This is a genomic window from Enterobacter sp. 118C5, from assembly GCF_034107645.1.
Lineage (GTDB): Bacteria > Pseudomonadota > Gammaproteobacteria > Enterobacterales > Enterobacteriaceae > Enterobacter > Enterobacter nematophilus.
On the sequence record NZ_JAWNEU010000001.1, the window covers coordinates 461,688 to 475,357 of the forward strand.

Consider the following 13,670-nt stretch of genomic DNA (forward strand, 5'->3'; position numbering starts at 1 on the left):
ACAGCAGAAAGCATCACTTTTCTGACGGTATTTTTGGCGTATTCAGATGGTTTGCCCGCCCGACACTTCAATGCGCTGTGCGGTTACCCAGCGGTTATCATCACGCAGCAGGCTGGCGACCATCGGGCCGATATCGTCGGGAACGCCGACCCGCCCGAGCGCGGTCATCGCGGCAAACTGCGTGTTGACATCTGCGTTGTCGCGAACCAGGCCGCCGCCAAAATCGGTTTCAATGGCGCCTGGCGCGATGGTATTGACGGTGATGCCGCGCGGGCCCAATTCGCGTGCCAGATAGACGCTGAGCATTTCCACCGCCGCTTTTGCCGCCGCGTAAGCGGAGAACCCAGGGTACGATACCCGGGTCAGGCCGGACGAGAAGTTGATGATGCGCCCGCTGTCCACCAGCAGGGGTAAAAGGGTCTGAACCAGGAAAAATATCCCTTTGACATGGACATTGAATAGCCCGTCGAACTGCGCTTCGGTGGTCTCGGCCACCCCGGCAAACTCGCCATGACCTGCGTTATTTACCAGGTGGTCGAAGGTGTCGCGCTGCCAGACTTCGGCGAGTTGTTGACGCAGGGTTTCGGCAAATGCCGGAAAACTCGTCGTCTGCGCCACATCCAGTTGAAGTGCGATCGCCTTACGACCAAGGGTGCGGATTTCCGCGACAACCGCTTCAGCCTGAGGGGTGTTTCCTCTGTAAGCGACGATAACATCGCCACCCTGACGCGCGATAGAGAGGGCGGTGTTACGGCCAAGACCACGATTGGCGCCGGTGATAAGTGCAATTTTACTCATGGTGTATCCTCTGTTTGGTGGAGCTTTTACAGTAGGAGAAGGCCACTAATTCACTTTGCCTGATTCTGGTTATCTTTTGCCTGTTTCTCTTTTCATTGTTTGTTCTGTTGAGAATGACCGCATACTATGGCTTAAAAACTTGCCTGAAAGAGTGTCTATGCGCGATCTCCTGTTCGATCTTTGCCGCCGGTATGCCGATGCTCACGTCGACCGTAGCGGGGTTGCCGTAACGCCGGTTCCAGGGTTGACGATTATCCGGGCTTTGCATCCGGGCGACCTGCAGGCGGCGATCAACAGACCGCTGATGGCGATGCTGTTGCAGGGGCGAAAACGCGTCGCTACGGGGACGGAAAGTTTTGAATATGGCCCCGGCGAGGCGATGGTGATAGCCGCCGATGTGCCGACCCTCAGTCAGATTACCCAGGCCAGCCTTCGCCATCCCTACTATTCACTGGTGCTGGAACTGGATATCGCCATCCTGCGTGAGTTGCAGGATGCTGTACCAGCGAAGCAGGGGGGAGCGCCTTGCGTTGGGGTTGAGCCAATGAACGCCGACGTGACGGACGCGGCTTACCGGCTGGCAAGGTTGTTTGAACAACCGGAGGCGATGGCGGTTCTTGGGGATGGGCTACGGCGAGAGCTGCATTACTGGTTGCTTCGCAGTGTCCATGGTCCTGCTATTCGCGCCCTGGGCGCGGCGGATAGCCACTCTGGACGAATTAGCCGTGTGGTCGCAATGTTGCGTAAGGAATTTACACGTACGATAAGCGTTGACGAGCTTGCTGAGGTGGCGGGCATGAGCGTGTCCGTATTCCATCAGCATTTTCGCGCGATAACCACGATTTCGCCCCTGCAATTTCAGAAACAGCTACGCCTTATCCATGCCCGCCGCCTGATGCTTGTCGATGGCGCAGGGATCGCGCAGGCGGCGTATACGGTCGGTTATGCCAGTGTTTCGCAGTTTACCCGCGAATATGCCCGTATGTTTGGCGCGCCGCCGGGGCGGGATAAACGCATGGCGACATAACGGTTTTAAGCCATGATTCAATATCTTGAGTTGGTATATTATTCTGAACATTCCAGGTGTTACTCATCGGCCACCACATGCCGTCTTCTCGGGCGAAGGCCGCGCGATAGCGAAGCATCTGGTCATCCGGATTTAAATGCAGTGCATTCAGCAGATCCGGGAGCGTCAATACGTTTTTGTCAAAGGCTTGTTTTGTCGTGCGTTCAACCGTTTCGGCCAATTTTCCGTAGGAGGTTGTTTCACCCGCGACAAATATCACTTCATTTACGATCCGCGGCTGATGCAAATAAATTTCGGTGGTGAGTCGGCCAATATCTGCAGGTGATGTCACGGTGACCTGCGTGTCCCATCCTCCAAGCGCATTAATGGTTTTTTCGGATAAATTCACCACATTAAACGCCGGCTCGAAGAGAAAGCTGGTAAACATACCGGTTGAAACAATCACCCATTCCGTCGCGTTCTGTTCCCGCAACAGCGTCCTGACATCATACTGCTCGTCCCAGACGGGCTGACCGCTCCCTTTGCCGACCACATCGTAATTCACGCCGAACTGCCAGGGGAAATAGCGGCTTACGCCTGCTTCCAGTACCGCACGGGTAATTTTGAGCTGTGTACCTGCTCCGGCGACAAACCCCATGCAGTTGATGACGGTATCAAAATCCAGAAAGTGGGTTTTTAACGTTTCAGTGGAACTGTCGGCGACATCGACCGCGATAAATTCTGCCCCTGCATCAGCCAGTTTTTGATGCGTTTCGGACTGAAGCTTGCCCCGGCTGTCCCAGGAGCGGGGCGAAACGATAACGGAGACAGCGCCGTCGCGCTGCGTGACTGCCGGAACCAGATACTCCAGCACGGCTGCGCCCAATTGTCCTGCACCAAGCACTAATACATTTTCGCCTGTCTTGATATCACGTTCTTTCATGCTGAGCCTCTCTTTGTTAAATCACCTGTCTACTGCAACTTGAGCAAGGTTATGTCAGATGGCTGCATTCGATAAGACAACAGGCATAGGTTAGACTGTTCGTATAAATGGGATAATTGATCTTTCAGGCGCGGTGGGAATATGGATAAACTGGAATCAATGCGGGTATACGTTTGCGTGGTCGATACCCATAGCTTCGCCAGGGCGGCAGAAGTGCTGGGGCTACCGCGCTCAACCGTATCGCGGGTTGTTAAGGAACTGGAGACATACCTGGGTATTCAGCTTTTACAACGCACCACCCGAAAACTCAGCGTGACCGCAGAAGGCCGGCGTTACTATGACGAGAGCAAACGGCTGCTGGCGGATATTGCGACAATGGAGTCTTCTTTCCCCGGCAGATCGGCACAGCCCAGAGGCCGTTTTAAAGTGGGGATGCCGCAGTCTCTCGCCCGACATTGTATTCTTCCCAGCCTCCCGGAATTTCTCCGCCAGTTTCCCGAGCTGGAACTGATGCTCTGTTCCAGCGATAGCGTGGAGGACATCATTCAGGAAGGGTATGACTGCGCGATCCGCACCGGGAGGATCGAAGATTCAACGACGCTGGTTGCGCGCCCTCTGGCGAACTTCAGATGGGTTGTTCTGGCTTCTCCGGGCTATATAACCGCCTGTGGTAAGCCGGAAAATCTCGACCAACTGGAAAAGCATTACGCAGTCGGCTACCTGAACCACCGTACCGGGCGCACTATCGACTGGTTTTTTACGCGTGATGACGGCGATTGTGCAATTCGCATGAAAGAGACGCTGATCGTCGATGATACCGACGCCTATATCCAGGCCGGCATTCAAGGGCTCGGATTAATTCGCGTGGCCAGCTATCTGGCTGAGCCGTATGTGAAGAGCGGGGCGTTGGTTCGCTGTTTGGAGAACCTCTCTTTCGATTTACCGCTTTCGCTTGTCTATCCACAAAACCGCTATCTCCCGCCTTCGGTACGCGCCTTTTATGACTGGAGCAGAGCGGTGCTGCACCAACATGGCGACTGACGCTCTTTGCTTAATAGCCGGAAATAAAAAAAGCCCGTCAGAGAACGGGCGAAATAAGCAAATGATTTAGTGATTCGTTATCAACATTGTTGGAGGATAACGCCGCGTATCTTACGTGGCTGAGGGCAATGCAGATACCTGACAAATTCGGTAGGTGAAACAATAAATTAAACGTGCGCTACAGGGCGTCAAAAGTGGGGTAGAGACTGTTTTCCAGATATTCAACGAAATACCAAATCTCACCGCTGAAAATAAACCATAAGCCAAATATTATAAGCAATAAAATAATTAAGGTGAGTATTATTTCTGTCTTTCCCATTGTTGCCACAACCCACCCGTCGTTATTTACTTAAGCTGGGCATTGTAGCGGGGCTTTTCACGATACTCCAGTTTCATGCCGCAAGGACTTTATTACGTCCATCATTTTTGGCGCGATAGAGCGCATCGTCGACACGTTTAAACAGCGCGTCAATACTCTCTTCCGGGTCATGGCGCGCCACGCCAATACTGACGGTAAAGCGCGGCAAGCCTGGGAGGGTAATATGGGCGACCGCCGCACGCACGCATTCGGCAATCTTCAGAGCCGTTTCGAGAGACGTGCGCGGCAACAGGATGACAAACTCTTCACCGCCCCAGCGGAACACCAGATCATCTTGTCTGCAGCAGGCTTCCAGCGTTCGGGAAAGGGCGATAAGCACCTCATCACCTTTCAGGTGACCGAAGAGGTCATTGATGTTTTTAAAATGATCCGTATCCACCAGCAGCAGGCTAAATTGCTGCTGTGCGGAAAGGTGGCTCAGGTTGGTTTGGTCGATAACGTTATAAAACTGGCGTCGGTTGAGTAACCCCGTCATCGAGTCACGTAATGCAGCATTTTCCAGCTCCTGCTCAAGCCTCTTTTGCTCAGTAATATCATGGATTATGCACAGCATCAGTTTGTCACCGTAAATCTCAATGGGCCCCGCGTAGGTCTGGACGTGGCGGGTGGAGCCATCGGCAAGGCGGTGAATAAAATTGAGCGGCTTATGCCCGCCGGGCAGCGCGGCGATCTCCGTCATGATGGGCATGACGCCTCTGCCAAGCGTGTTAATTTCCCAGGTATGCTTCCGGCACATCTCATCATGCGAATAACCGTAAAAGCCGAGCGCGGCCAGGTTTGCATCGACAATTTGCCCGTCACGGGCAGGATCGATGAGCAGCATCGGCGCGCTGTTGGTCAGGAAAAAGCGTGCGTAAAACCCCTGTTTTTTGCGTTGATAGGTTGCGGAACGGCTGGCTTTCAGGCCTGAGGGGGCGTGCGAAGAGATTCCTTCGAAAACGATAACATCGCCGTGCGGCGTGCCGTGGCTGAGTGAGAGACGACAGCTTAACGGCGCGTCCTGCCCACCCCGGCTAATTGTCCAGATCTCGACAATATCGTGATCGTTTTTCAGTTCGGGAACATACATCGACAGTACGGTTTGCGCGCTTGCAGAGAATGAACCTTTACGCAGGTCATTCAGCGTTTTATTACCCGTCAGCTGTACTGCGGCCACATTGGCAAAAATAATCTGTTCCGAGACAGGAGAAATGAGCCACACGGGCGTTTTAATTGCATTGAGCGCATCAAAACTATTTTGCGACATAGTATGTTCCTGTTCATCGGCACGATATGCCTGGCAATCATGGCAGAACTGACCCGCATGTACTTCCTTGAAACATACTCTACTCAATCCCGTCAGGCATGATTTTTTTGTGAAATAAATGCGGGGTCCGTTTGAATTTTACTCATGGGTATAATTTGTTTGTCTGAGTTTTTCTGTAGCAGCAGCCACGGAACCTGCTCAGCGGGCAATGGGCGGGAGAAGAGGTATCCCTGGAGATAGTCACAGCCGAGGCTGGTCAGTATTGCCTGCTGTTCGTCCGTTTCGATCCCCTCGGCAACGACGGTCATCTCCATGGTGCGGGCGATATTAATAATAGTTTCCACCAGCCTGCGGCTTTTTTCATTTTCCAGCATGGAGGCCACAAAGCTCTTGTCTATTTTTAGCTCTTTTGCCGGAAGAACGCTCAGCATCAGCAGGTTGGAATAGCCCGTGCCAAAATCATCAATAGAGACGGTGATCCCCGCACGGTTAAAGGCATTAAGCAACTCGATGCTGCGGTCGAGATTTTTTAGCGCGGTACTCTCCGTTACCTCCAGGATCAGCCTTGACGGCGACAGATTATATTTTTCCAGCATGGACGATACGATGTGAAAGATATCCGGCTGTTCGAACTGAACGGGGGATAAGTTGAGCGACAACGTCCACTGGCTGAAGCCTTGTTCAGTCCAGAAATGAAGCTGCCGACACGCGGCTTCAATAGCCCAGTTGCCAACCGGAATAATCAAACCCGTTTGTTCCAGGGTGGGTAAAAACAGGCCTGGCAGCAAAATGCCTTGCTCCGGATGCCGCCAGCGCAGAAGAGCCTCAAAACCGCGGATAGTTTTATCTTCTGCATGCCAGGTTGGCTGATACCACAGTTCAAACCGATCGCGTTCCAGCGCCTGAGAAAGCTCCTGCAGAAAACCCGGCTGCGCCGGAACCGCCGTTGACATCTCAGGGCGGTAAACCGCCCAGCCGTTACGACCGTCTTGCTTAACGTGCTGTAAGGCGGCATCCGCCTTAAACTTCAGTTCCTGCAGCGTTTCGCCATCCTGAGGATAGAGGCTGACGCCCGCGCTGAGGGTGGTACTCAGCGTATGTCCGCAAAGCGAAAGCGGACGGCGCACATCCGCGAGCAGCGTCGTGAGCAGGGTAGTGAGCTTTTCTTCGTCGCATTCGGGAACCAGCAGGATAAAGGCATCCCCACCCAGCCTGGCCAGCGTCATCTCACGGGTAAGCCGGGAGGTAATGCGCTGGGCGATGGTAATCAATAACTCATCGCCGACGCTGTGACCCCAGGTATCATTCACGCGTCTGAAGCGATCGACATTCAGAAAAATCACGGCAAATTGTTTGTTACTCAACAAGGCGCTGTGCAGACAATCCTGCATTCGGATATCCATCTGCTGGCGGTTTGCGAGGCCGGTGAGAGCGTCAAAGCGAACCTGGAGCTCAAGCTGACGGTTGAGCTGGCGCAAATTGTCCGTCAGCCGGCTGGTCCGCCAGTGCGAGTCGATAAGCGAAATAATTAACATCATGCCGAGCAGGGAGAGCGTGGTGACGGAAACCCAGATGGATAAACCCAGCTCGCTGACCCCGCCGGGGAGCGTATGCGCCATCTCATGGAAATGTGCGGCGCTCATGCCCGTATAGTGCATCGCGCAAATGGCGGCGCCCATGACTAACGCGGCGAGAATGCGCGTAACAAAGACCCCTTTGTGCTTATCCCGCAGGCGGAATGCCAGCCACAGCGCCACGCCGGAGGCGACCACGGCAATCACCACGGACAAACCCACAGTGCGCCGATCCCAGAGGATGCTTCCTTCCAGCATCAGAGCGGCCATCCCGATATAGTGCATGGAGACCACGCCAGCGCTGAGGATGACCGTGGCGAAGAACAGCCGAAAGAGCGAGAGGTGTTTGCCCGTAACGGCAATGTTAATTGCTATCGTGGAGGCAACAACCGCCACGCCGAGAGACGCAAGGGTTAGCCAGAGGTCATAGCTCATCATCATCGGCATTTGCATCGACAGCATGCCGATGAAGTGCATTGACCAGATCCCGATGCCCAGCGTAACCCCGCCGGCGATGCGCCAGAACAAAGCCGCTTTACGGCTGGAAAGGGGAATTTTCCCGGCGCTGTCCAGGGCCACAAAGGAGGCGATAAATGCCACCACATAAGAGACAGCGATCAACACAGGGTCCCACGATATATTGAGCATTATGCAATCCCACGCCTGAGAGGGTTACCGATTTCGCCTGCCGGCACGTCTTTTCCGGCAACGAACATGCGCATTCAAACCATATTAATTATTTATCGTGAAAAATGACCATTTATATAAAATGCCAAACTTGCCCTAAATATAAAATATATTCTTTTTGTTAACGCATTAAGCACGGCTAAACATAGCCGATAGATTGTAGCAAAGCGTCTTAAATATGTGTGCAAATGAATCGTTTTACCGCAGATAATGGTATCGCTTCAGGGAAGTTTGGACCAGCAATACAGCATGTGGGGCATGGCATTTCCACTAAAACACCTTTTTTGTCTGACTTAAGCTAAATACAGGGTGGGTAACGGCGAAACGAGAAACCAGCGCATTATGTGAGGACAAACGCAAAAGTGAATGCTATAAATCTTAATGCCGACCAAAATATATGTTGTGGGTAAAATCATGCTAAGAAATATTAGTGTCAGGACCTTCATTGCCTGGTTCCTGCTGTGCCTTTTTTTAGTGAATGCAGGTATCGTTGTTCTATTTTCCAGCAATCTTTCTCTTTTCATTTCGATTAATCTGGTCAATTTCGTTGCGTTATTTTTGCTCTGGAGTTATATGACGAAATTTCTTGTGACGCCGATCAATACTGTGAAAAAAAGTATTGAAGAAGTGACCGCAGGCAACTTAGGCGTCGCTATACCCGAGTTTGGCAATAACTGCGCGGGGCGATTAATTCCCGGGATTAATAGCCTTTCCAGCAACATCGCTACGCTGGTGCGCGAGATCAGGGCATCATCACAAAACGCCATGGCCTTGTCGGATCAGCTCTCTTCCCGCAGTGCTCAGCTCTCGGTGAAAACAGAGCAGCAGTCTGCCTCTCTGGTGCAAACTGCGGCAAGTATGGAGCAGATGGCGGCAAGTACCCGAAACAATGCCGATAACACCCGGCTGGCGAGCGAGCAGGCAAATGCCGCGACGGTGCAGGCGCGTAAGGGAGGCGATCTGATGGAACAGGTTGCCAGCAATATGCAATCCATTACCGAGTGCGCGCAGCAGATGACGGAAATTATCTCGCTGATCGACGGCATTGCATTCCAGACGAATATTCTGGCGCTTAACGCGGCCGTCGAGGCTGCGCGGGCGGGCGATCACGGTAAAGGGTTCTCCGTGGTCGCAGAGGAAGTCCGAAATCTGGCGCACCGCAGCGCGGAGGCGGCGAAAAACATCAAAACGCTGATTGACGTTACCAGCAGTAATGTCACCCAGGGGGCCAGCGTTGTGTCGGAAGCGGAGAAGAATATGCGTGACATCGTGACCGGCTCCGGCAACGTCAGCCGGTTAATGGATGAGATTTCTACCTCGACCGCAGAGCAGGAGAAGGGCATTTCCCAGATCACGCTGGCGCTGTCCGAACTGGAGCGGGTCACGCAAAGCAACGTGGCGATGGCGGAGGAACTCAACGGCTCCTCTGATGTGCTGCGCAATCAGGTGATCGAACTGCAGACGCGGACCCGAAATTTCAGGCTGGACCAGGGGCATCCTCCGTCACCAGTAGCCAGCCCCGTCTCGTTCCATCAGCGCCCCGAACACTCTCTCTGACCGCTTCCTGAAGCCTGGCATGCCAGGCTTTTTTATTCTCGAAACACAGCGTGTACAATTCCTGAGCGATTTCAGCGCGATGCGAGACATAGTTGTTGCTTAACCCCTGATGGAAGCTAGACTGACATCGAAAGAGCCAAACAGGGGAGGCGCTGTGGAGAGCATTAAAGGATCTGAACTTAACGTTCCTGACGCAGTTTTTGCGTGGGTGCTGGACGGTCGCGGCGGTGCCCGACCGCTGGAAGATGATGATGTCATTGATAAAGAGCATCCCTGCTGGCTACATCTGAACTATACCCATCCGGACAGCGCTGACTGGCTGGCCTCGACTCCGCTGCTGCCTAACAACGTACGAGATGCGCTGGCGGGGGAAAGCCTGCGGCCTCGCGTAAGCAGGATGGGTGACGGGACGCTTATCACCCTGCGCTGTATAAACGGCAGCACGGATGAACGTCCCGATCAGCTGGTGGCGATGCGCGTCTATATGGACGATGGGCTGATTGTTTCTACACGTCAGCGTAAGGTTCTGGCGCTGGACGATATTGTGAACGACCTCAAAGAGGGGACCGGGCCGGTCGACTGCGGCAGCTGGCTGGTGGACGTCTGTGACGCCCTGACCGATCACGCGAGCGAATTTATCGAAGAGCTGCACGATAAAATTATCGACCTTGAAGATAACCTGCTCGATCAGCAGATCCCACCGCGCGGTTTTCTGGCGCTATTGCGCAAGCAGCTGATCGTGATGCGTCGGTATATGACGCCACAACGGGATGTGTATGCCCGTCTGGCCAGCGAAAGACTCAGCTGGATGAATGACGATCAGCGCCGCCGGATGCAGGACATCGCTGACAGGCTGGGGCGCGGGCTGGATGAGATTGATTCCTGCATCGCCCGAACGGCGGTGATGGCGGATGAAATCGCACAGGTGATGCAGGAGTCGCTGGCGAGAAGAACCTATACGATGTCCCTGATGGCGATGGTCTTTTTACCCAGCACATTTCTGACAGGGCTTTTTGGCGTCAATCTGGGCGGTATACCCGGCGGCGAATATCGGTACGGCTTCACCGCGTTTTGCGTCATGTTAGTTGTTTTGATTGGTGGTGTTGCATGGTGGTTGCATCGTAGTAAATGGCTGTAAATTTACGTTTTTTTCACCTTTTACGGGGATTAAAACGCTCTTTTAATTGAGCGAAGTCAATAAACATCACCCCCGTAAGGTGCAATATTACTCCCGCAGGTGAATGCAACGTCAAGCGATGGGCGTTGCGCTCCATATTGTCTTACTTCCTTTTTTGAATTACTGCATAGCACAATTGATTCGTACGACGCCGACTTTATAGTCGGCTTTTTTTTGCCTCCTGTTTCTCAGCGTCTACCCTAAAAGGGACGACAGCAAATCCTGGAGGGAAAGATGAGCATTCTACTCGCTCTGCTACTGCAACACTCGCGTCAGTCCGATCCTGTCCCCACCGATCCCGTACCGATGCCCGATCCCATTCCGCGTCCGCAGCCGATGCCAGACCCGCCGCCAGACGAAGAACCGATTAAATTGTCGCATCGAACCCCGAGATCTGCGAGGATACGCGCCATCTGACCGCAAAGATGACCACGAGAGACTATTGTGACCGCTTTTTCTACCCTGAATGTTCTGCCTGCCGCCCAGCTCGACAACCTCAACGAGTTGGGATACCTCACGATGACGCCTGTTCAGGCGGCCGCGCTGCCCGCCATTCTTGAAGGCCGGGACGTGCGCGTGCAGGCGAAAACGGGCAGTGGGAAAACGGCCGCTTTCGGTCTTGGTCTGCTGCAGCATATTGACGCGTCGCTGTTTCAGACCCAGTCACTGGTGCTGTGCCCGACCCGCGAGCTGGCAGACCAGGTCGCGGGTGAGCTGCGCCGCCTGGCGCGCTTCCTGCCTAATACCAAGATCTTAACCCTCTGCGGTGGGCAGCCGTTTGGCGCACAGCGTGATTCGCTCCAGCACGCGCCGCACATTATTGTCGCGACGCCCGGCCGCCTGCTGGATCACCTGCAAAAAGGCACCGTTTCGCTCGATGCATTAAGCACGCTGGTGATGGACGAGGCGGATAGGATGCTGGATATGGGCTTCAGCGATGCCATTGATGAAGTGATCCGCTTTGCGCCGGCCGATCGTCAGACGCTGCTTTTCTCTGCGACCTGGCCTGAAGCCATCGCCGCGATCGGCGGTCGTGTGCAGAGAAATCCGCTCACCATTGAGATCGACAGCGTCGATGCTCTGCCTGCCATCGAACAGCAGTTCTTCGAAACCTCGCAGCAGGGAAAAATCCCGCTCCTGCAGAAACTGCTGAGCCAGCACCAGCCTGCGTCATGCGTGGTGTTCTGTAATACCAAAAAAGACTGTCAGGCGGTTTGTGATGCCCTGAATGCGGCGGGGCAGAGTGCGCTGTCGCTGCACGGCGACTTAGAACAGCGCGATCGCGATCAGACGCTTGTGCGCTTTGCTAACGGTAGCGCGCGCGTGCTGGTGGCGACCGACGTGGCCGCGCGCGGTCTGGACATCAAATCCCTTGAACTGGTAGTGAACTATGAGCTGGCATGGGATCCCGAAGTGCACGTTCACCGTATTGGTCGTACTGCCCGCGCCGGAAACAGCGGCCTGGCCATTAGCTTTTGCGCCCCGGAAGAGGCGCAGCGCGCCAATATTCTCTCAGAAATGTTGCAGATCAAGCTGAACTGGGTGAACGCGCCGGGCAGCGTCAGGGTCGTGCCGCTGGAGGCCGAAATGGCGACGCTGTGCATTGATGGCGGCAAAAAGGCCAAGATGCGACCGGGGGATGTGCTGGGCGCACTGACCGGAGATGTGGGGCTGGAAGGGGCGGATATCGGGAAAATTGCGGTTCATCCGGCACATGTGTATGTGGCGGTTCGCCATGCGGTTGCCCATAAGGCGTGGAAGCAGCTGCAAAACGGCAAAATTAAAGGCAAAACCTGCCGCGTACGTTTGCTGAAATAGGGCATAAAGCGTCTCAGAAGGTCTTTCTGAGACGCCCATCGCTTATTTCACTTCAAGCACGTTCAGACGTAATTCTTCGAACTGATTGTCATCGTCTTCCGGCTGCCAGCCCGCAGGCTGCACAGGGATCTCTTCCCGGTCAAACGCCAGATCGCCACCATTCACCACCTCCGAACCGTGATTGATCCCTTTGAAGTCGAATAGCTCTACGTCTGCGAGGTGGGAAGGAACCACGTTCTGCATCGCGCTGAACATGGTCTCAATGCGGCCCGGATAACGTTTGTCCCAGTCGCGCAGCATGTCGCCAATCACCTGACGCTGCAGGTTCGGCTGAGAGCCGCACAGGTTGCATGGAATGATCGGGAACCCTTTCGCCTGAGAAAAACGCTCAATGTCTTTTTCACGGCAGTAGGCAAGAGGGCGGATCACAATGTGCTTGCCGTCATCGCTCATCAGCTTAGGCGGCATGCCTTTCATCTTGCCGCCGTAGAACATGTTCAGGAACAGCGTTTGCAGGATATCGTCGCGATGGTGGCCCAGCGCGATTTTGGTCGCGCCCAGCTCCGTTGCGGTACGATAGAGAATGCCGCGGCGCAGACGGGAGCAAAGCGAGCAGGTGGTTTTCCCTTCCGGAATCTTCTCTTTCACAATGCCGTAGGTGTTTTCTTCGACGATTTTGTACTCAACGCCCAGCTGTTCCAGGTATTCCGGCAGAATGTGCTCCGGGAAGCCCGGCTGTTTCTGGTCAAGGTTGACCGCCACCAGAGAAAAGTTCACCGGCGCGCTTTGCTGAAGATTTCGCAGGATCTCCAGCATGGTATAGCTGTCTTTACCCCCTGACAGGCAAACCATGATGCGGTCGCCTTCTTCAATCATGTTGAAGTCTGCAATGGCTTCGCCAACATTACGGCGCAGGCGCTTTTGCAGTTTGTTCAGGTTGTATTGCTCTTTCTTTGTACTCGATTGATTCTCTGGCATTTTTATTTGTCTCGGGAGGCGTCAGGGCACCATAGGGGTAGGCCTCTTTCTAAATCGACGACCGAACATCCGGCATGACGATCTGATCCTGGCTCATTTCCGCTATCCTGCCCCGTAAATTTCGTAAACCCTTTTCGCGTTTTCAAGCCCCTCTGACCGGCAACGAAAGACGGGGTAGCGCTGGCAGATAAACGCCAGCAGGCGTAGGCATGCCGCGTATGGTACGGATTACTGCGACGAATTCAATACGCTTAGGGATTGCATCGAGAGATTTAGCCTGACAAGAACAGGCGTAAGCACTATTGATGGAGAGCGGCGAGATGATTTCAGTAAAGATTCGGTAATAGTTGATGAACGGAAAGAACTGCCCATCAACAACTGTATGATAAAAATATCGCTATTATCGTTTTTTATTCGGTGAATAATGTACAGAATTAACGGCCCTGCTTAGACCATTTCTGCACAA

General features: G+C 53.9%; 12 protein-coding genes. 6 read left to right on the top strand and 6 right to left on the bottom strand.

Annotated features, from left to right (window positions below; genetic code table 11):
• Positions 1–42 precede the first annotated feature (42 nt).
• Positions 43–798, bottom strand: coding sequence for an SDR family oxidoreductase (locus tag UTO39_RS02175; RefSeq protein WP_320726324.1), 756 nt, complete (start codon positions 796–798; stop codon positions 43–45).
• Between the two features lie 157 nt (positions 799–955).
• On the opposite strand from UTO39_RS02175, the gene UTO39_RS02180 reads away from it, so the two are divergent.
• Positions 956–1,825 (top strand): AraC family transcriptional regulator, encoded by an 870-nt coding sequence (locus tag UTO39_RS02180; protein WP_253542173.1) that lies wholly within the window; start codon positions 956–958, stop codon positions 1,823–1,825.
• Here UTO39_RS02180 and UTO39_RS02185 read toward each other — a convergent pair.
• The gene (locus tag UTO39_RS02185) at positions 1,761–2,747 is read right to left on the bottom strand and encodes an aromatic alcohol reductase (protein WP_320726325.1); all 987 of its coding nucleotides are present in this window, start codon (positions 2,745–2,747) and stop codon (positions 1,761–1,763) included. The genes UTO39_RS02180 and UTO39_RS02185 overlap by 65 nt on opposite strands.
• Positions 2,748–2,888: 141 nt before the next feature.
• On the opposite strand from UTO39_RS02185, the gene UTO39_RS02190 reads away from it, so the two are divergent.
• The gene (locus UTO39_RS02190; protein WP_320726326.1) at positions 2,889–3,788 is read left to right on the top strand and encodes a LysR family transcriptional regulator; all 900 of its coding nucleotides are present in this window, start codon (positions 2,889–2,891) and stop codon (positions 3,786–3,788) included.
• A gap of 178 nt (positions 3,789–3,966) precedes the next feature.
• Here the strand turns inward: UTO39_RS02190 and UTO39_RS02195 are convergent, their stop codons facing one another.
• The 3 genes from UTO39_RS02195 to UTO39_RS02205 form a co-directional block, all read right to left on the bottom strand.
• Positions 3,967–4,107 (bottom strand): Ecr family regulatory small membrane protein, encoded by a 141-nt coding sequence (locus UTO39_RS02195; RefSeq protein WP_061098040.1) that lies wholly within the window; start codon positions 4,105–4,107, stop codon positions 3,967–3,969.
• A gap of 73 nt (positions 4,108–4,180) precedes the next feature.
• A complete protein-coding gene (locus tag UTO39_RS02200) occupies positions 4,181–5,413 on the bottom strand; it encodes a sensor domain-containing diguanylate cyclase (protein WP_320726327.1) in 1,233 nt (410 codons plus the stop codon).
• A 92-nt stretch (positions 5,414–5,505) separates the two neighbouring features.
• On the bottom strand, positions 5,506–7,635 hold the full coding sequence (locus UTO39_RS02205) for an EAL domain-containing protein (protein ID WP_320726328.1): 2,130 nt from the start codon (positions 7,633–7,635) through the stop codon (positions 5,506–5,508).
• Positions 7,636–8,088: 453 nt separating this feature from the next.
• Between UTO39_RS02205 and UTO39_RS02210 the strand changes: the two genes are divergently transcribed.
• The 4 genes from UTO39_RS02210 to dbpA all read left to right on the top strand — a co-directional run bounded on the left by UTO39_RS02210 (position 8,089) and on the right by dbpA (position 12,226).
• The gene (locus UTO39_RS02210; RefSeq protein WP_320726329.1) at positions 8,089–9,231 is read left to right on the top strand and encodes a methyl-accepting chemotaxis protein; all 1,143 of its coding nucleotides are present in this window, start codon (positions 8,089–8,091) and stop codon (positions 9,229–9,231) included.
• A gap of 154 nt (positions 9,232–9,385) precedes the next feature.
• A complete protein-coding gene (gene zntB, locus UTO39_RS02215) occupies positions 9,386–10,369 on the top strand; it encodes a zinc transporter ZntB (RefSeq protein WP_151413668.1) in 984 nt (327 codons plus the stop codon).
• Between the two features lie 291 nt (positions 10,370–10,660).
• Positions 10,661–10,825 (top strand): hypothetical protein, encoded by a 165-nt coding sequence (locus tag UTO39_RS02220; RefSeq protein ID WP_306464030.1) that lies wholly within the window; start codon positions 10,661–10,663, stop codon positions 10,823–10,825.
• Positions 10,826–10,852: 27 nt separating this feature from the next.
• A complete protein-coding gene (gene dbpA / locus UTO39_RS02225; protein ID WP_320726330.1) occupies positions 10,853–12,226 on the top strand; it encodes an ATP-dependent RNA helicase DbpA in 1,374 nt (457 codons plus the stop codon).
• A gap of 42 nt (positions 12,227–12,268) precedes the next feature.
• On the opposite strand, the gene ttcA is transcribed toward dbpA, so the two are convergent.
• A complete protein-coding gene (gene ttcA, locus UTO39_RS02230; RefSeq protein ID WP_266177929.1) occupies positions 12,269–13,204 on the bottom strand; it encodes a tRNA 2-thiocytidine(32) synthetase TtcA in 936 nt (311 codons plus the stop codon).
• Positions 13,205–13,670: the final 466 nt, after the last annotated feature.

Coding starts and splice junctions, on each gene's coding strand:
- UTO39_RS02175 (WP_320726324.1), bottom strand. CDS start 798: ATGAGTAAAATTGCACTTATCACCGGCGCCAATCGTGGTCTTGGCCGT.
- UTO39_RS02180 (WP_253542173.1), top strand. CDS start 956: ATGCGCGATCTCCTGTTCGATCTTTGCCGCCGGTATGCCGATGCTCAC.
- UTO39_RS02185 (WP_320726325.1), bottom strand. CDS start 2,747: ATGAAAGAACGTGATATCAAGACAGGCGAAAATGTATTAGTGCTTGGT.
- UTO39_RS02190 (WP_320726326.1), top strand. CDS start 2,889: ATGGATAAACTGGAATCAATGCGGGTATACGTTTGCGTGGTCGATACC.
- UTO39_RS02195 (WP_061098040.1), bottom strand. CDS start 4,107: ATGGGAAAGACAGAAATAATACTCACCTTAATTATTTTATTGCTTATA.
- UTO39_RS02200 (WP_320726327.1), bottom strand. CDS start 5,413: ATGTCGCAAAATAGTTTTGATGCGCTCAATGCAATTAAAACGCCCGTG.
- UTO39_RS02205 (WP_320726328.1), bottom strand. CDS start 7,635: ATGCTCAATATATCGTGGGACCCTGTGTTGATCGCTGTCTCTTATGTG.
- UTO39_RS02210 (WP_320726329.1), top strand. CDS start 8,089: ATGCTAAGAAATATTAGTGTCAGGACCTTCATTGCCTGGTTCCTGCTG.
- ttcA (WP_266177929.1), bottom strand. CDS start 13,204: ATGCCAGAGAATCAATCGAGTACAAAGAAAGAGCAATACAACCTGAAC.